The sequence below is a fragment of the uncultured Cyclobacterium sp. genome (assembly GCF_963976465.1).
Taxonomy (GTDB): domain Bacteria; phylum Bacteroidota; class Bacteroidia; order Cytophagales; family Cyclobacteriaceae; genus Cyclobacterium.
This window is the reverse complement of record NZ_CAXBOC010000038.1, coordinates 1-18157: the sequence shown is the minus strand read 5'-3', so window position 1 is coordinate 18157 and position 18157 is coordinate 1. Positions and strand designations below refer to the sequence as shown.

Genomic DNA, 18157 nt, shown 5'->3' with positions numbered 1-18157 from the left:
TGTTTAAAGGAAATATAGCCCTATTTTTATCATTTAACAAACGCCTTATTCAATACAATTAAAAGCAGTACTTTATCGAAAACCTTTGGTATACTTCAGTTAAGAAAGATAGTTGGTATAATTATTACGAATAAACACTTATGGGTAAATGTTTCATTCTATTTTCAAAGTAATAAATAAAAATTAATTTTGTGAATATAATACAAAAAAACATATGTAAATGGAAAATATAATATTCATTTTCTACTAGCTACCCATGTGGACGAATATCAAAAATGATTAACATTATATAAAATCTAAGAAGAAAATAATACGTTCACCACATCCCCAACTAACCTGCTTACCTGACTTCTTTTTCTTTCCTCTTCCACTGGAAAATAAAAAAGACATCGTATATTTCCGGTAAAACTTCTAATCTCCTACTCGATCAAAACCACCATGCGTAAATCATATGTAATTGCCATTCTGATTAGCACCTTATTTATTTTTGCTGGCTTTAATAGATTAATTGATCCACCTCAGGCGGTGATTAGTAATGGGATTATTACTGCAAATCTCTACCTTCCGGACCATGAAAACGGCTATTACCGGGCCTCTAGGTTTGATTGGTCAGGAGTTATTTCAAGCCTTGAATACAAAGGACATCAATACTTTGGACAGTGGTATGATAAATACAACCCCCTGATCAATGATGCCATAATGGGGCCTGTCGAAGATTTTAGTCCCTTGGGGTATGAGGAAGCGAAAGAAGGCGGCCTGTTTGTTAAGATTGGTATAGGGGCATTAGAAAAAATTAAGGAAGAAGAGTACCGTTTCTCCCATACCTACGGTTTAATAAACGGCGGGGAATGGAAAGTAAAAACCTACCAAAACCGAGTGGAGTTCAGTCATGAATTATCTGATGCGGAGGGCTATGCCTATTTATACACCAAAGTCGTGGAGTTAGTGGATGACCAGCCAATTCTTTTATTAAGCCATACCTTAAAAAACACAGGCAAAAAATCAATCAAAACAAGTGTCTACAACCATAATTTCTTTGTAATCGATCAAGAACTTACAGGGCCCAATATAAAAACCACATTCCCTTATGACATATATCTCAGCAACAGTGAAGAAAAGAGAGTGGTTAATTTTGACTCTTTAGGAATGGTTTCCGATCGTAGCATTGGCTTTAGCAGGTATTTTAACATGGGGGAAAACGTTTATACAGATGCCTTGATCGGCTTCAGCGATTCACCTGAAGATTACCAATTTTCAGTAATGAACACCAAAACCGGCGCCGGAGTAAAAATCACAGGGGACAAAAGCTTGGAAAAGATTGTATATTGGGCCAACGCAAGAACTTATTGCGCTGAACCCTATATCAGACTTGAATTGGAACCCGGAGAAACCGTCAACTGGAAAAACGAGTACAACTTCTTCACTTTTGAAAAAGAATAATATCCACGCTTGTTAAGCGTGGATATTATTTACCTTCTCCTATATCGCCAAAGTAATAAAGCATAACAACCTTTGAGTACCTCAAATTCCAAGGAGTGCTTAAAATGGTAGGAATAAAAATAGAAACATAATATACCCATAGTGGAGGATCATTAAAAGCCACATAAGTAAGGAAACCAAATATGACAAAAATGGCTACTCCTACCATATAGGTAAAAAACATGGATATTTGGTAAAAGCCGGGTTCAGGCATAAAACCAAATCCACATGTTTCACAATTTTTGTTCAACTCATTGAACTGACTAATGTTTAATGCTGAACTTTTAAACATATCCCCTTCTTTGCAAATAGGACATTTACATTGCAACATGGCATTAAATTTCCTGTTACTTTTCCCCATAGGTTTATGGGTATTTCCATGCTTAATCTCCTGACTTAAATTTTTCATTTGGGTTCATTAAGGTTTCACGAATCTAAACTTCTCCTTTGAAAGCTTTATTTAACTAAAAACCATAATCGCATTTATTACTTTAAAGTTCAGAGGTTCAAAAAATAATTAACCAATACTTAAAATAGAAAAATCCACGAGTACTAACCCGTGGATTTTCAACTAAATCAAAAAACAATCCATTAACCAAGGTTTCTGATTTTTCAAACTTTACTTAGTCCAACCTCTTGCCATTTTCATCCCAGCCTAAGGAGCAAAAGTGAGACGCATTAGGGGTTTGGTAACTGACTTCTGCAAGTTGTGGTGTGTTTAACTTTTTGTGTCCCTGAATTCTTGACTCTAAGGCAAAGTCCAGAATCCCACTGCTGAGCATTGTGCGCTCAACAGGATAAGGGGGCTCTCCTGATTCAAACAAAATTTCAATGTTCTTTACAAGGCAACCGAAATGATGGTGAGGTTTTCCTTGCAAACGCATCAAAGTGGAAAATGGCTTCGGATTATCTTCCAATTCAACTGCTATAGTAAAGTCCTGAACCAAACCTGTTAAAAGGAAAGCAGCCACTTTAAGCCCGTCATTGTAATCTACCACAAATACCGCAGGAGATTTCACCAATTCCTTCATATCTCCTTCAACTTTGGTGAGACTATGTGCAATGGCTTCGTTAAACAACTTACTCGCCCATTTGTTCTTTTCCAAGAATTGCCAGCAATCCTCTCCTTCCAAACACTGAACAGATTTAACCCCTGTTTCTCCTCCTTTTCTTCGCTCTACCACTGCCTGAAGGGAATCTAACAAATGAAAACCATAGATATCCAATCCACTATAGGAAATCCCTACCGCATATTTTTGTGCTTCTCCATATGGTGTATCAACTGCAGGAATCCGCCAAGCTACCGGTACTGATGAACCTGCCAACATAGGAAAGTCAAGTTCTTTAGAAATATCTACCATCCGTTTGGCCTGTCTCCAACTGTAAGAAAGATGTTTGTCATTGAAGACTGGTACTGAAGTTTTGGTTTCTCTAAAGACATCAGTAATTTTCAAAAACATCTCAAACCTAGGATAAAGCTTTTGTAATTTTTCATTCATGGGATAGACGCCATGCTCACCTATAAGTAAAACTGCATCAACAGCTAATTCGTCACCGCCAAGGGTAAGCGCATCGGCAACTGTGCCAAATATGGGCACACCATGTTTTTTTGCCATAGCACGGCTCATGTCATTGTCCGGAACCTGCTCGGTAAAAATGGACACGATCTTTGAACGCGGATACGGGTCCATTTCATCTTGATTGTCCCCCTCAAGATACTTACCAACAATCACATCTGCATGAGAATTTGGTCTGTATTCGGTAAGTATGGCAGCTATTCTTTTTGGCTTATTCAACTGTTGGGGATGATCACCTTTGAAAAAAGGACTTTCCTCTTTTTCCGGAGTCATGGATAAGAGTTGTCCAGGGAGTAGAGGTGTTATGGCTAAGTATCTAAGAAGTTCGCGACGTTTCATGTTGTGGTTGTGGTTAAATTACTGATTTAATTCTAATTGCTAGAATGCTGTGCTATGGAAAATATTTTAATGAGTATTAGGAATCAGATTGCCATAATTTTATTGGAATTTTAAAGTGCCAAAGAACTGTGGCAAATGAAAATTTGGTTTTGGATTGTCAACAAATGACCATGTTAGGAAGTTGGGGTTACTTGTCCTACTTCCTGTCTTATAAAAGTTTGCTTTCCATACCACACCTTTTTTAGGTTGGGTGACATTGGAATGCTTTTTTAGCATGGAAATTGGGATCCTATACTCTATGGTCCATGTTGTAGGCGCCGAAATCTCAGGGTCTACCACCTCGGGCAAAGAATGAGCTATTTCAATTTGATCAATATCTTCTTTGCCTAACTTTGTGAAGTCGTCCCAAGGTTTGGTTATGTAAAAAATCAATGGAGTTCCTCCGGCATTGATTTCAAGATTAAAATAACTTAGAGGCTTCTCTGAATCCGGTGAAAAGAAAAACTCCACACAAGAATCGCCAGAAACATTGCCATTGTATTCCTGAACCACAGAACGAACATAACGGTCTTCTACTTTGAAAATCCCATAAATGTTCTTTTCGTCATACATCAATTTGGCCTGTACTTTGGGTAGAAATTTTGGATCTTTGCCCATATGGTAATCAAGAGTCACGGCTTTAATTCCTTTCCATTGTGCCTTTTCCCAATTGGCATCAATCGGATTTGAACCCTTCTTTAGCTTTTTCACCAAGTACTCAGCGTCTTCCTTGATTGGAGCTGAATCAGTCTTTTCGGGAGCTATCCCTACCCTATTTGAGAGACTGAAGAATAGCGGTAAGGTTAACAATGATAATGATAAAATTATTGCTTTCATGAAATTGATAGTTTGTGCTAATAAGGAAATTAGCTTTGGTCCTTAGACCCTTTAATTGAATAAATGGATAAGAAATTAAGTGCAATAAGCAAAATTGGGCAATTTTTCTCTTTAAACTCGAGGAAAATGGTTGTCAATATGGCTATTATTGCTTGAATATATGTAAAACTTCAAAAAGTTGGCTAAACAGTAGGCAACTTTTTGAAGTTTTATTATTTCTACGGTAAATACTGGTAAAATTTAATAAGAAAGCCTTGCGGTTTCTCTTCTTAATAGTTAAAATCATTAAAGCTGCGAATACCTCTTAATTGCCATAAGCTTCCCTACTCAAAACAAATGGAACTAAAGAACTTTCGTAATTAAGTGATGCGCTAAAAAAACTGCCCCTTTCCTAAAATTAAAGCTGTTGATCTTTTAAACCTATTGGATTAGGATAAGTTGTGGTGACTTCTATTACTAAGAATATAATAACTATACTGCCTTGTCCAAACATTATATCGTCGAAAAATATTGAATTTTAAGGAAATAAAGGGTATAATTGATGAATTTACTTTAACACAACCACCTATTTAAGTCATTCAATAAATGATTTAAATCTTATTAAAAACCAAAATGAAAAAATCCACTTTCTTAAGAATTACTTTAGTCTTACCACTCGCGCTGCTTTTCTTATTGACAGCTAATGCACAAATAAAACCAATTATAGGGGTAGCAGGAATTGCCCACGAATCAAACTCATTTAGCAGTCAATTAACGACCCTTGATTTATTTGATTTCAAACAGGGAGAATCTCAGGAAGAACTGGCCAAAAAGTTCTTCTCCTTTGCAAATTCACAAACCATAAGTTCAGGCTATATTGAAGGTTCAAAACGTTTTGGTTTAGAACTTTACCCAACAGTGGTCACCAGAGCAAGGCCTATGGGACCTGTTACAGACAATGCCTTCAATACCATAATGGATGAAATAATTAAGCAATTAAAAGCCGGACCTAAATTGGATGGTATATTGCTTAATCTTCATGGTGCAATGGTCGTTGAAAGCTACCCTAGCGGTGACGAAGAAATTGTCAAAAGGGTTAGAGAGGCTTTTGGTCCTAAAATGCCAATCATTGTTACCCATGATTTTCATGCCAATGTCACCCCTGAATTGGTCGAATATTCTAACGTCCTTATCACTTTTAAGGAAAACCCACATCTTGACACTTTTGACCGTGGATTACAAGCTGCAAAAATCATGGCTGAAATGGTAAAGGAAGGGGTTAAACCTACCCAAGCCATCGTAAAGGCCCCTATGGTATACAATATCGTATATCAAAGTACTTATTCTAACCCCTTACTTCCTATCACTACTGAGAGCAAAGAAATGGAGAAAAATGATAAAATTCTTGCCGTTAGTGTTTCAGGAGGTTATCAATACGCCGATGTACCATGGATGGGCCCATCAGTAATTGTCGTTACTGACAATGATCCAGAACTAGCACAAAAGGAAGCCCAAAGGCTATCGGATAAATTATGGGCCACTCGGCATGAAACTGTACTTGATAGCCCCCAGCCTGCAGAAGCCGTTAAAATGGCCATGGAACATGAAGGCCGTCCGGTTGTTTTGATAGATATGGGAGACAATATTGGAGGTGGATCTACTGGTGATAGTTCGTTTTTATTGGAAGAATTAATCAAGCAAGGAGCCCAAGGTTGGGTGATGGTAATAGCAGACCCTGAAGCCTATGCTGTGGCCGAAAAAGCAGGTATTGGCAATGATTTTGATTTTGAAGTTGGTGGGAAAACAGATGATATGCATGGCAAGCCTGTAAGAATCAAAGGCCATGTTCGCTCTTTAAATGTGGGGAGGTATTTGGAAACTGAAGTACGACACGGTGGTGGAAGATACTGGAACATGGGCCATACTGCCGTTATTCAGTTGGATGGGTCTACTTTGGATGAACCTAACTTGGTTTTGCTTACAACTTTGGCTTCCAGCCCTAATAGTGCCCACCAATTAATCTCTAATGGAGTGTATGTTGAGCGCCAAAAAATAATCGTAGCAAAAGGTAATATTGCTCCTAGAGCTGCCTACGAACCCTTTGCATCAAAATTAATCCAGGTGGATAGTCCGGGTTCTACCGCTGTTAACCCTTCATGGTTTACTTTCAAGCGTGCAAGAAAAGGAATGTTTGGCATGGGGGATTACTAATTGGTCTTCTTGAAGGAGATAATTTGGTAATCAACAACTATGATAATTTCTGACAGTTGAAGATGTGGGTAAACGCCCTCTTGACAGAGCCAAGAGGGCGTTTACATTTAGCAGCTTTTTAGTGCATCTTGTGACCGGTTAGGAGTTCCTTTCTTCATCACAAAATTATTCAATTGCTCCATACCATAAGTTTTTTACCAATGGATTGAATTGATTTTTAAGGCAAAACCTCGACAAAACATCCACTACCACGGACCATAACCAAATGACAGAGCTCAGCCCTTGCATATAGCTATTTCTGGCATTCAAGCTAAATATTAAACCCTTCTCGGTATGAAATAAAAGTGAATTTGCTCCTTTAGATTAACACTAAAGTCAATAAACATTTAAGCCATTTTTCCCTAAAAATTTTAAACCGTTACAGACATTTATAAACCAAACTTTATTTTTCAATTTCTTTTAGAGGGTGAGGATCATCAGATGGTTTAGAAACTCCATTTTCATCGGATGGTTCGGTTCGCCACCAATTGGCAAGGAAAGAACCGGATATATCCATCCATGTGCCAAAAATTGCAGGGAAAAGCCCTAAGGTAGCTGCCTTGCCTAATTCAGAAGCTATTCCTGCAGCCATTCCTCCATTTTGCATTCCCACCTCAATGGCTATCGTTCTGCTGTCAATTTTATTCATCTTGAATAGCCTGCAACCCCAATAACCCAACACATAGCCACTTGCATTATGAATTATGGCCGCTAGCAAAAGTAAAAGACCAATTTCCAAAAGACTATCTCGACCTGCAGCTACAATCACAGCGATAATAATTACATTGGCGGCCATGGCCACAAAAGGCATGGCGGTATGCATCCACCCTGCCTTGTCTTTAAATATCTTATTGAAAACCATTCCCGCTACTATGGGAACAAAAATCATTTTGATAATACTAATCATCATTTGAAAAGAGTCAATAGGAATAAATTGGCCTGCCAAGAGTTTCATTAACAATGGCGTTAAAAAAGGTGCCAATATGGTTGTAAAAGCCGTTAGGGTAATGGATAAGGCAAGATTCCCCTTGGCTAGAAAAGTGATAATATTGGAGGACACACCACTTGGTGATGAACCTATTAGGACAATTCCTGCTGCTATTTCTGGCGGAAAGCCCATAAGAAGAGCCAAACTAATGGCTAAAATAGGCATGATGGTAAACTGAGAAACCAATCCAACGATCACCCCTTTAGGCATTTTCAGAACCCCTTGAAAATCTCTTATGCCCATGGTAGTCCCCATACCAAACATGATAAGTTGTATTAAAGGAACAATAAACCCCTCTGTATCGTACCCTCCTACTTCAGTAATATAACCTGGATAAATCATGCTTATGGCCACAGCAGCAATTACCCAGACAGTAAATGAAAAGCCTTTTAAACGTGAATAGCCTTGCATCCCAACAAGCAGAAAAGTGAAAAAGGCCAACACAAATAAACCGGCCAAATCTTGGTTGGCCATTACAAGCATCAAAATAATTCCTAATAAAGATATTCCTGCCAGTACAAGTGATGTACTCCATAGTTTATGCCTATTATTCATGGTTGTTTTTCTATGTGGTTTTGAAATGGTTGTTGGTACCTTTTCTTAAATTGCACCTAAGCTTAAGGCAAATTGCCTTTTCTGTAAAGATAGAAGGGTTTTCAATAATTAGGGGCATATGCAAAACCTTTTACTTTAAAAAATTGGTTTTAAGGTAAATAATAGGGTCTTCAGGTAGGATATTGGGAAGAGTGATGGGTGAGATCGGTGATGGGCTGAGTGGGTGATTTAGTGATTGGTGATGGGGTGAGCGGGGATTGGTGTTTTTTTTGCGTATTTCGTTAATAGATCGCTTAATAACAGACGTTAATGGAAAGTTGTTGCTTTCCAGAATTCAGAAAAACATAATAGGACTCGGGTTTGGAATTTTTATTTTCACAGTAAAATTCTCCCGAAAAACCATACCCTTCCTTGGGCTTACCTAATAGGTTATAATCCATCTTTCCATTCTTATTGCTATCGTGAAAAACAGAAATCATGTATTCTCCAGGTTCCAGAGTAGGAAGATTAATATGTCCGGCGCTGATCAGTGGGATTTGGATTTTCTCAATAGGCTCCAATTCCACCAGCAAATTTATGGGTTGTTTTTTAAACACCTGCACCCGCACATCTCCTCCAAGATCTAAATTCAAATTACTTAAATTCAGGGTTGTTTGATTATAATCGTATAAAGTAAAGGAAGAGAGGATGAGGGTACAAAGGATTGTTAAGGGAATTTTCATTTTTTATCAATTAGATTTTAAGCACTTTTTATTAAATCAATATTTTATTTATACCCAACCTTTTGAAACCATACATCTGCTAGGTTTATATTCAAAACAATAGCATGGGTCGTCTCTCTGGAAAGTAGAGAAGTACTTCCTTGCTTTTCAAACTGGTATGATAAATTTAACCTTGTGAAACCTTGAATGGGAATCCCAATACCGGCAGTAAGTCCCCAGCGATTTACCGCTTGATGTTGAAATTGGTAGTTTCCGGTATCATAGTACCCTCCTAAAGCGTAACTTAATTTTTGAGGAAATCGATAGCCACTAGAAATCGGTACATACTCTATCCCTAGGTTAACTTGATGTGCAGCTACATAATCTTCCCAAGAATCAGGAAATAATTTGTAGTTATAATCTGCGGCAAAAATCCAACTTTTATTCTGATAGGATAATCCTGCTTTTATTGTCTGATAAAAATCAATCTTCTCCTTATCCCCTGAAGAATCAAACAATAAGGTATCTGAACCCGAAAGTTGAATTTCTTCAGAGATGGTTTCCACCATATATGCAGGAGCTTGGTAAACCAAGCCCATCAATAGTTTTTTGTCTTTATTTTGATAAGCTACATATTGTAAACCCAAATCCACCCCTGCACCACTATAGCTATTCTTTATGTTCAACTGAAAATCATCTATTGCCCCCTCTCCATCACCTTCTAGAGCGTAGGAATTATTATTATTGATAATTCCGAAAGCATAATATGGTCTTATACCCAAAGAGAGCCGAGGATGTAAAGCATAAGCGTAATTAATATAAACTTTACTTATGTCACCATAATTTTTGGTCAATTTAGAATAAGGGTCATCAGAGCCCACAAAATAGGTGGTTTCCATAAAACTGTTGTCAACACTACTAAGAGGTGTAATACCAAAATTGATCGCAGATTTTTTTGAAAGCCGCAACCAAAAAGCAACATGAGACAGATTCGTCCTATTCACATCAATATTTTCATCAGATGTTGCGATGTTCATCATCTGATACTTTACATCTGCATCGACCATAAAATTATAACCTCCGAAAATCATAATATTAGATGCGGGGTTAACTAGATTTAGGAAATAAGGAGATTGCACTGCCACTCCGGTTCCCCCAAGCCTTGCAGCATGTCCTACATTGTCATTATTTATCAAGCCAATTCCATAGGAAGAATACAAAGAACCATCTCCCCTTTGTGCCAACAAATTTCCTGTTAGCAGTAGGGACATAAGACATAAACACAGCGATCGAATAGGAAAAGTCATTTTGATTTTTTCTGAAAGCTAGGCCTACAAAATGAAACATGCTTCTATAATAGCCCTAGAACTAATTTGTATAGATGAATTCATCTTTTTTACCGCCCAACAAGGAAAATCAACCCTATTACTACTTTTTGAAGGATCATAGATAACAAAAGGCCTTTCGTCGAGAAGATTGACACTTATGTCTATTTTATCTTATTAATCGAGGAAGATTGATTTGGTTTGAGGCAAAAATTAACGCTATGCAATCAATCTTCAGATCAATCAAATACTTCTGCATGTCTGCTTTGGCTTTACTAATGACAGGGTGTTTTGAAAATGACATCCTTGTCCAACCTGAGGTTATAAAGGACGATGATCAGCTGGATGTCAGTTTGATCGAAAGCACAGATATTCTATTGTATAGTTATTTTAAAGACAGTTTAGTAACCAATGATAGAAGTAGTTTTTTATTGGGTTCGTATGAAGACACCATTAGAGGAAAGATTGATGCAGTACCTTATATACAATTTGGTGCAGAAAGTAATATCGAGATGAACGATGAGGCACAAATGGACTCCGTAGTACTTGTACTTTTCTACGAAAGTTTTCACTATGACACTATCCCTGTTTTTGATCTCAATATTTATGAACTACAAGAAAGCCCGGAGCCTGATGATGACGGAGATATTTATAATTTCCAATCATTTAGTTACGAGTCCAGTCCATTGGTAAGCAAAGCAATTCAAGCTTTGCCCCACAAAGACTCGCTTACAATCAAACTACCTTACCAGTTTGGTCTTGAGCTTTTTGAGCAATCAAAATCCAGTAGCTCTATCTTCAAAACAAACGATGATTTGGAAGAATATTTCAAAGGATTTAGACTTGAGTCAGTAGGCACAGGACCTTTGCTGACATTTGGGGAGACGTCCTATATCGGTTTTTATTATAAATCCTCAACGGACATTGCTCAAACCAATTCCTTCTTTAAAATTACAGTGCAAAGTGGTACAGAACAATTCACTAACCTGACAATAGATAAATCCTATGGGATTTTTCAAGGATTTGAAGCCTATACCAATATAAGTTCGGAGGAAACTTCAGGGACTTTAATGGTGGACCCACTCTACAATTCAGGAATAAGAATCGAGTTCCCGGAAACCCAAAGCCTTAAAGAGATTTCCGAGAGTTTCTTTATTTCTTCGGCCCTACTTCACCTACCGGTGAAGCCGGGAACTTATAATAATTATTTCAATACGCCATCCTTTTCAATCAGTGTATACGTCGTGGATAAAGACAACGATATCATTGGTTCTTTGGGTACTGTAGGCATGACCGCTTTTGATGATCAATTTCACGAAAACACCTACTTTGAAATTCCTGTAAAGAATTTTATTGACAGCCAGTTAAACACGAATTACGACAATGGAAATGCTTTATGGATTACCATCCCTCAGAGCACATCATTTACCACAAGTTATTTGGCTTTTTCTTCCCAATCAACACAACAAAAAATAAAACTAGATATTGTATTTCTTCCTTTAAATTAAATTATTATGAATAAAACACGTTTGTTAATAGGAGCTATTGTAGGAGTTTTTTTCCTAGGAGGTTGTATCAGTGATGATGAAACCACTTCAGAGGGTAATTGGGTCCAGAGATCCTATTTTGAAGGCAGCAACCGCTCCAATGCTGCCTCTTTCTCAATTGATAGCAGAGCCTTTATTATGGGAGGTTATACCGGAGATGAATATTTAAATGATTTCTGGGAATACAATGCCACAGGAGATTATTGGATCAAGAAAGCAGATTTCCCAGGAGAAGCACGTAGCAATGCCGTAGCTTTTTCGATTGATGGAAAAGGCTATGTAGGAACCGGCTATGATGGCACTGATAAACTTAATGATTTTTGGGAATACGATCCGGAATCGGACACCTGGAAAGAGGTGGCTTCATTTGGAGGAACAGCCAGATACAATGCCATTGGATTTTCTCTTGTTGACAAAGGTTATATAGGAACCGGATATGATGGAAGTGAACAAAAGGATTTTTGGCAGTATGACCCTGCTACTGATTCCTGGACGCAAATAATCTCTATGGGAGGTGCCAAACGCCAAGGAGCATCTGTATTTGTAATCGATGATACCGCTTATATTGGAACAGGTATTAACAACGGGTCTTATGAATATGATTTCTGGGCTTTGGATGGCAACACCTTAGAGTGGACAAGAAAAAATGACCTGGACTATAGTGATGACTATGGGATCGTAAGAAGTGAAGCAAGTGCATTTTCTATAGATTCCTATGGTTATATTGTAGCCGGATCTATTGGTTCAGTGATGGGAAGTACCTGGGAGTACCATCCTAGCGATGACACATGGGAAGAAAAAACTCCAATTGAAGCTGTGTATAGAGCCGGTGCTTCAGCTTTCTCTGTCAATAGTAGGGCGTATGTTTTATTAGGTAGAAGTTCTAGCCTTAGGTTTGATGATATCTATGAATTTCAGCCTTTTATATATTATGATGAAGAGGATTAAATTGATCAAAGCCATATAAATGCTTCAAATTGAAAAAAAAGTGATCTTAAAGACATTGGTTCATGTCTTAATACTGGGAATAATTTTATTCCCAGTATTTTTTATTATTTCAAATAAAAGTGAAGTTACCAGGCCAAACTTTCACCTTAACATTCCAAATAGCAGCATTGCTATTTTCTATCTAATAAATATTTTTTGGTTACTCCCAAAATTAATTTTTGAAAGAAAATATTTGAAATATACGCTATTTATCCTCTTTTTTTTAGCCTTATACCTAACTTTTCAATATACCTTTTTAGATTTTATTTCTTTAGAAGGTGACCGACCCCCATCAAGGTTTGATTCGAGAAGAAGTCAAATGTTTATTTTAATTCCTTCTATTTTCAGGTTTGTATTGATTATGGCTTTGGGCACGGCCATTGAACTGATTGCCAAGTTTGAACAGGAGCACAAAAGGTATGATGAATTAGAACGGCAAAAAATCATCAAGGAGCTTAGTTTTTTAAAAAATCAATTTAACCCTCATTTCCTTTTCAACGCCTTAAATAATATTTATTCACTGGCCAGTAAGCAATCCAAAAACACCACCCCTTCCATCATGCTGCTGTCAAACATGTTGAGGTATGTATTGTATGAGTCGGGTAAAGAAAAAGTACCCATTCACCAAGAAATCGATTTTATTAAAAATTACATTGACCTCGAAAAACTTAAATTTTCGGACAGTAATGCTCCACAAATTAAATGTTACTTTTCTCTATTAAATGAAGATTATGCTGTAGAACCACTGCTATTCATTACATTGATTGAAAATGCTTTCAAGCACGGGATCAGTTACGTTACCCCATCCTTTATCCTAATTTCATTCACCGAAAACAACGATGAAATACTGCTTTCCGTTATCAATAGTGTGGGTAAAAGGGATGATGAAAACATCAACACCAACAAAACCGGTGTAGGCCTAGAGAACTTAAAGAAAAGGTTGGAATTGTTGTACCCCGGTAAGCACAGTTTTAAGCAAATATATGAAAACAGTACTTTCAAGTCTTTTCTAAAAATAAAGAAATGAAAATCAATTGTATAATCATTGACGATGAGGTATTGGCATTGGATATTTTGGAGGATTATATCTCTAGGATGCCGATGTTGGAGTTAAAAGGTAGATTTGACTCTCCTTTGAAAGCATTGGATTGTGTTGTCCATGATGACATCAAATTAATGTTTTTGGACATCAATATGCCCGATATCAATGGCATTAAATTTTATGAAAGCCTATCCAACAAACCCAAAGTAATATTCACCACTGCTTATAGTGAATATGCAGTGAAAGGATTTGAAATCAACGCCATTGATTATTTATTGAAACCAATCAGTTTCAGTCGGTTTTTTCAAGCCGTAAGTAAAGTAATTTATATTCCTGAAGTTCAGCCAAACCTAAGCCCCCAACCAAGTTTTCAGGAAACCCAAAATGATGAATCATCTAAGTTTATCTTTGTAAAAGTAGAGCATTTCACCATTAAAGTGGAGCTTAAAGACATTGCCTACCTGCAAGGGTATAAAGATTATGTGAAAATTTATCTGATAGGAAAAGAGCAGCCAATACTTACTCTAAATTCCATCAAGCATTATGAAATGAGCCTTTTTTCTAAAGGCTTTATTCGAATCCATAAATCCTATATTGTCTCGGTCAATCAAATTGAGATTATTAGTCGCAACAAGGTCAAACTAATTGACAAAGACCTTCACATTACCATTGGAGGTAATTACAGGGATTTTTTCTATGAACTTGTAGTCAATAAAAATATATAAGCCCTTTTCGCTCAAATTCATCAGACTAGCCTAATTTTAATTCCTTGTAAAATACCTATAAAAAGGCTTTGGCAAAAGCATAAGTATTGATGGTATACTTACCAAAAACAAAATTAAATGTCTATGAAATAATAAATGAGGATTGAAATCCGCAACGATTCCTACGGATAATATCAGTAGAGTAATGATAAAATACTTCTTATTTTCGAGTAAAAAGTGCTCAAAATTTTCTGAAATCCTAGAATTTCTATCAAAATAAAAATAAACGATATAGGGCAAAAACACTAAGACGTGAAGTGTGAAAGGTATATTTACTGTTAGAAGTACCCCTAAATGAAACATAACCGCCACTCCCACGGCTCTTAAATATACAGGCGACCAAAATATAGTGAGAATAAAACCTAGTTCAAATATCAAGGTGCTGTAATCAAACACTTTATTGATAAACAAACTGTTTATTTTAACAAACATTTCATTCAAATACAAAGGACCTGAACTTGAATAATATCTTCGCAATATAAACCCGGCCGTACTCGAATAAGATGGATCCAACCATCCACCTATCAGCTTAGGTAATCCGGCTGTAAAATAACCCCAACCCAATAAAAAGGAAAGAAAAGTCAATGGCCAACCTTTAGGTGTTATTTTTAAATTTTGTTGTCTAATCGAATCTATCGACAATGCACCACCCCAGTTGGTAAATGCCATGATTAGAGGGAAAATCACCGGAAAAATATTGTGATTTATTTTCCCATAACTATAATCATAAGTAAATCCGAACAGAAAAAGCAGGCCTAATATGATTGAGGATTCCTTCGTACGAAAACCTGCCAATACACCAACAAAAACTACTCGTGAAATTAAATCAAAAGTCCACCAAAATTCTCCCGATGTAATGGGGCCAATCAATAATGAAAGCCCAGGAGGTGGATCAAAAAACACCAAATCAAATGTAGAAATTTGGTGAAAATGGGGAAAACCAACAATAAAATAGCCCAAACAAAACAATATTCTTGTAAGCCCTAATTGAAAAAACGTGGGTTTCCAGGTATTATGAAGCCAATCTGTGACTTTCTTTTAATTTTTAACAGTATCATTAAATTTAAATTCTTTCTGTCTAACAATCTCCCTATTCTGAAACCCATCCACTAAATGATAGTATTCTTTGTATTCTTTTACAATAAAGCCGGTCACGTCTTCGGATTCAAAAGGTCTCTTTTTAAAAATCACTTTAGGTACTTCAATATTTGCCCCTCCTATTACATCATTTGTAGTCCATTCCTTTAAGATTGCATGTAGCTGTATTCCCCCGGGAATTAATGCTATTATTCTTCCCTTTTGTTTTTTAGAGGCTTCCAAATTAGTCCCAGCCTGATTGAAAAATGCAAAATGTATATTATTTCTATACCTAATTAAATTATTCGGATTGACTATCTCCTTTAGGTCTCCTTTCCACACTTCCTTATCATTATTCAAATAAATGATCTCAAAATAACTTGCAGGTAAAACACCTTCATTGATACCGCTTCTTGTAAAGGCCGGCATATTTAAACTTGGATAGGGCTCTCTAACTAATCTAGCAAAGACCATAGAAACAAAGAGGAGAATCACGGTAAGGTAAAAGATTAATGTGATTATATATTTCTTTATAAATTCGTACATTATTTATTTTAACAAAAATTTAAAGGCTCAATAAAACTTAAAATAAATCTTTAATGGCTCTTTTGGCCGCATAATAACCTCCCATTCCATGCACTCCTCCTCCGGGAGGGGTTGAGGCAGAGCAAATGTAAATGTTTTTACTTGAAGTTCGGTAGGGAGATATCCTTACGGCCGGTCTGGTAAACAACTGAGACCAATCCTGAACACCCGCATTGATGTCTCCTCCAATATAATTGGGATTATAATCTTCTATCTCTTTGGTGTTAAAAGTATGCTTGCCTATGATGGTTTCCTTAAAGCCCGGTGCATATTTCTCAATTTGGTTCTCAATCACCGGTGACATATCCACTTCAGAACCTGATGGTACATGGCAATAAGCCCATCCGGTATGAAATCCCTCCGGAGAGCGTGTTGCATCAAATAGGCTTTGTTGGGCTAAAAGTACGTATGGGTTATCGGAATACTTCCCTTCCCAAGTCAATCTTTCTGAATTTGAAATATCTTCAATTGTCCCTCCCAGATGGACCGTACCTGCGCCACTTAGCGCTTTTGACTTCCAGGGTATGGGCTGAGATAGGGCAAAGTCCATTTTAAATACGCCCATCCCGTACCGATAACGATTCAGCTGCCAGCGGTATAGACTTGAAAATTTCCCTCCGGCTATTTTCAACAGATTTTTGGGGCTCAAGTCAAACATTACCATTTTGGCATTGGGGATTTGCCCGAAATCAGTAATCATTTTCCCCTTTTCAATTTTACCACCTAAGGACTCAAAATAGTCGCCCAAAGCATTGGCAAGAGATTGTGAACCGCCCTTAAGCATGGGCCAGCCTGCATGATGACCTGCAGCCATTAGTACCATTCCAATCGCTGAGGTAGTGATATTGGTCAATGGCTGTATCCCATGGGCGGCCATACCGGCCCATAGGGCCTTGGTTTTGGTCTCTTTAAATTTTTTGGCAAGCATTGTTGCTGGTTGCAAGGCATTCAAGCCAAACCGAGCAAGTTTAATTGGATTTTCTGGGATTTTAAGTGGGGACAAAAAATCGGAAGACAAGCCCTCCCAATGCGCAACAAGGGGCTTTAACAAATCTGTATAGGTTTGCTTATCTCTTCCCAATTGATCTGCCGTTTCATTCAGTGACCGATGCAAAGAAGCTACTGTCCCATCAGGCAAAGGATGACCTGCCAAGATTTTAGGATGGATATATTCAAGACCGTATTTATCAAGAGGCAAGGTCTTAAAAAATGGAGCTGCTGCAGCCATGGGATGTATGGCCGAACAAACATCGTGTTTAAAACCGGGAAGGGTTAGCTCCATGGTACGCATGCCACCACCAATTGTTTCCTTCCCTTCAATTAGAAGAACATTTAATCCATGTTTTTGTAAAACAATTGCTGCTGATAGTCCATTTGGCCCTGAGCCAACAACCACAGCATCATAAGTAGCATCCATAGGTAGTTATTTGAAGTAAAGCTACTACAAATATTAGTTCAAAAAAAGGGTAATAAACACAATTCAGTAGCCAAAGTAGAATCAGTACATTAATTTCCCTAGGAACAGAATATCATCCATAAAATTACCAACCCTAAACTGCCAAAGTTCAATCCGGTTTCAATTCTCCACATGTAATAATCAATTATAGCTAAACTAGTAAAATTTCATCCTCCTCTATAAATCGTTTTCTTTTAACCAGGTATTCATAAACCTTACTCCCTCATCCACAATTGCCTCATGGCCTCCCTCATGCAAATTTAGTTCTATTCTTTCAGGCATTTTTAATTTCTGGTAATGAACTATTGATTTGTCATATTCTTCCACTACCTGAGGCCAATGGGCTATTCCATCCTTCTTTCCATGTTGTATCATCAATGGTCGTGGAGCAATTAAGGAAACTATATCGTAATCTGAAAATTCGGATAGCCATCCAGTAAAAAAAGCATGTTCTTCCCTAGGCGAAAAGCTGGAGTAACGCTCATCCGGCACCACCATTTTGTTTCTCCTCTCATTAAACCAAGCTGAAACTACCCCCACTTTAATCCGCGATTCCAGGGGCATCCAGAACATGGTCGCCATACCACCTAAGGAAACACCCCACATACCTACTTTATCCGGCTCAATTCT

At 37.3% G+C, this 18157-nt stretch carries 16 protein-coding genes; 6 read left to right on the top strand and 10 right to left on the bottom strand.

Features of this window, described 5'->3' with window-relative positions:
* Positions 1-438: 438 nt before the first annotated feature.
* Positions 439-1440, top strand: a complete 1002-nt coding sequence (locus AAC037_RS03790) for a hypothetical protein (RefSeq protein WP_339901734.1) — start codon at positions 439-441, stop codon at positions 1438-1440.
* A 25-nt stretch (positions 1441-1465) separates the two neighbouring features.
* Here the strand turns inward: AAC037_RS03790 and AAC037_RS03785 are convergent, their stop codons facing one another.
* The 3 genes from AAC037_RS03785 to AAC037_RS03775 all read right to left on the bottom strand — a co-directional run bounded on the left by AAC037_RS03785 (position 1466) and on the right by AAC037_RS03775 (position 4271).
* The gene (locus tag AAC037_RS03785) at positions 1466-1888 is read right to left on the bottom strand and encodes a DUF983 domain-containing protein (protein WP_339901733.1); all 423 of its coding nucleotides are present in this window, start codon (positions 1886-1888) and stop codon (positions 1466-1468) included.
* Positions 1889-2102: 214 nt separating this feature from the next.
* A complete protein-coding gene (locus AAC037_RS03780) occupies positions 2103-3395 on the bottom strand; it encodes a hypothetical protein (protein ID WP_339901732.1) in 1293 nt (430 codons plus the stop codon).
* Between the two features lie 99 nt (positions 3396-3494).
* Positions 3495-4271: a carbohydrate-binding family 9-like protein gene (locus tag AAC037_RS03775; protein ID WP_339901731.1), complete on the bottom strand. Its 777-nt coding sequence runs from the start codon at positions 4269-4271 to the stop codon at positions 3495-3497.
* Positions 4272-4883: 612 nt separating this feature from the next.
* Between AAC037_RS03775 and AAC037_RS03770 the strand changes: the two genes are divergently transcribed.
* Positions 4884-6461 carry a M81 family metallopeptidase gene (locus AAC037_RS03770; protein ID WP_339901730.1) on the top strand — a complete coding sequence of 526 codons (1578 nt, stop codon included), beginning with the start codon at positions 4884-4886 and terminating at the stop codon, positions 6459-6461.
* Positions 6462-6903: 442 nt separating this feature from the next.
* Here AAC037_RS03770 and AAC037_RS03765 read toward each other — a convergent pair whose 3' ends face one another.
* The 3 genes from AAC037_RS03765 to AAC037_RS03755 all read right to left on the bottom strand — a co-directional run bounded on the left by AAC037_RS03765 (position 6904) and on the right by AAC037_RS03755 (position 10015).
* Positions 6904-8043, bottom strand: coding sequence for a bile acid:sodium symporter family protein (locus AAC037_RS03765; RefSeq protein ID WP_339901729.1), 1140 nt, complete (start codon positions 8041-8043; stop codon positions 6904-6906).
* A gap of 293 nt (positions 8044-8336) precedes the next feature.
* Entirely contained in the window at positions 8337-8765 is a 429-nt protein-coding gene (locus tag AAC037_RS03760; RefSeq protein ID WP_339901728.1) for a DUF2141 domain-containing protein, read from the bottom strand.
* 44 nt (positions 8766-8809) lie between these two features.
* Positions 8810-10015, bottom strand: a complete 1206-nt coding sequence (locus tag AAC037_RS03755) for a hypothetical protein (RefSeq protein ID WP_339901727.1) — start codon at positions 10013-10015, stop codon at positions 8810-8812.
* Between the two features lie 275 nt (positions 10016-10290).
* Here AAC037_RS03755 and AAC037_RS03750 point away from each other — a divergent pair, with 275 nt between their 5' ends.
* The 4 genes from AAC037_RS03750 (at position 10291) to AAC037_RS03735 (ending at position 14370) form a co-directional block, all read left to right on the top strand.
* Complete coding sequence (locus tag AAC037_RS03750; RefSeq protein ID WP_339901726.1) at positions 10291-11577, top strand: DUF4270 family protein; 1287 nt, start codon at positions 10291-10293, stop codon at positions 11575-11577.
* Positions 11578-11583: 6 nt separating this feature from the next.
* Positions 11584-12564, top strand: coding sequence for a kelch repeat-containing protein (locus AAC037_RS03745; RefSeq protein ID WP_339901725.1), 981 nt, complete (start codon positions 11584-11586; stop codon positions 12562-12564).
* Between the two features lie 232 nt (positions 12565-12796).
* A complete protein-coding gene (locus AAC037_RS03740; RefSeq protein WP_339901724.1) occupies positions 12797-13630 on the top strand; it encodes a sensor histidine kinase in 834 nt (277 codons plus the stop codon).
* On the top strand, positions 13627-14370 hold the full coding sequence (locus AAC037_RS03735; protein WP_339901723.1) for a LytTR family DNA-binding domain-containing protein: 744 nt from the start codon (positions 13627-13629) through the stop codon (positions 14368-14370). The genes AAC037_RS03740 and AAC037_RS03735 overlap by 4 nt, the downstream gene beginning before the upstream one ends.
* A 36-nt stretch (positions 14371-14406) precedes the next feature.
* On the opposite strand, the gene AAC037_RS03730 is transcribed toward AAC037_RS03735, so the two are convergent.
* The 4 genes from AAC037_RS03730 to AAC037_RS03715 all read right to left on the bottom strand — a co-directional run.
* Positions 14407-15369, bottom strand: a complete 963-nt coding sequence (locus AAC037_RS03730; RefSeq protein WP_339901722.1) for an HTTM domain-containing protein — start codon at positions 15367-15369, stop codon at positions 14407-14409.
* A 78-nt stretch (positions 15370-15447) separates the two neighbouring features.
* Positions 15448-16032: a hypothetical protein gene (locus AAC037_RS03725; protein ID WP_339901721.1), complete on the bottom strand. Its 585-nt coding sequence runs from the start codon at positions 16030-16032 to the stop codon at positions 15448-15450.
* A gap of 37 nt (positions 16033-16069) precedes the next feature.
* Positions 16070-17488, bottom strand: a complete 1419-nt coding sequence (locus tag AAC037_RS03720) for an NAD(P)/FAD-dependent oxidoreductase (RefSeq protein ID WP_339901720.1) — start codon at positions 17486-17488, stop codon at positions 16070-16072.
* Positions 17489-17704: 216 nt separating this feature from the next.
* Positions 17705-18157 (bottom strand): prolyl oligopeptidase family serine peptidase (locus AAC037_RS03715; protein WP_339901719.1); only part of this gene is annotated, 453 nt, incomplete at its 5' end.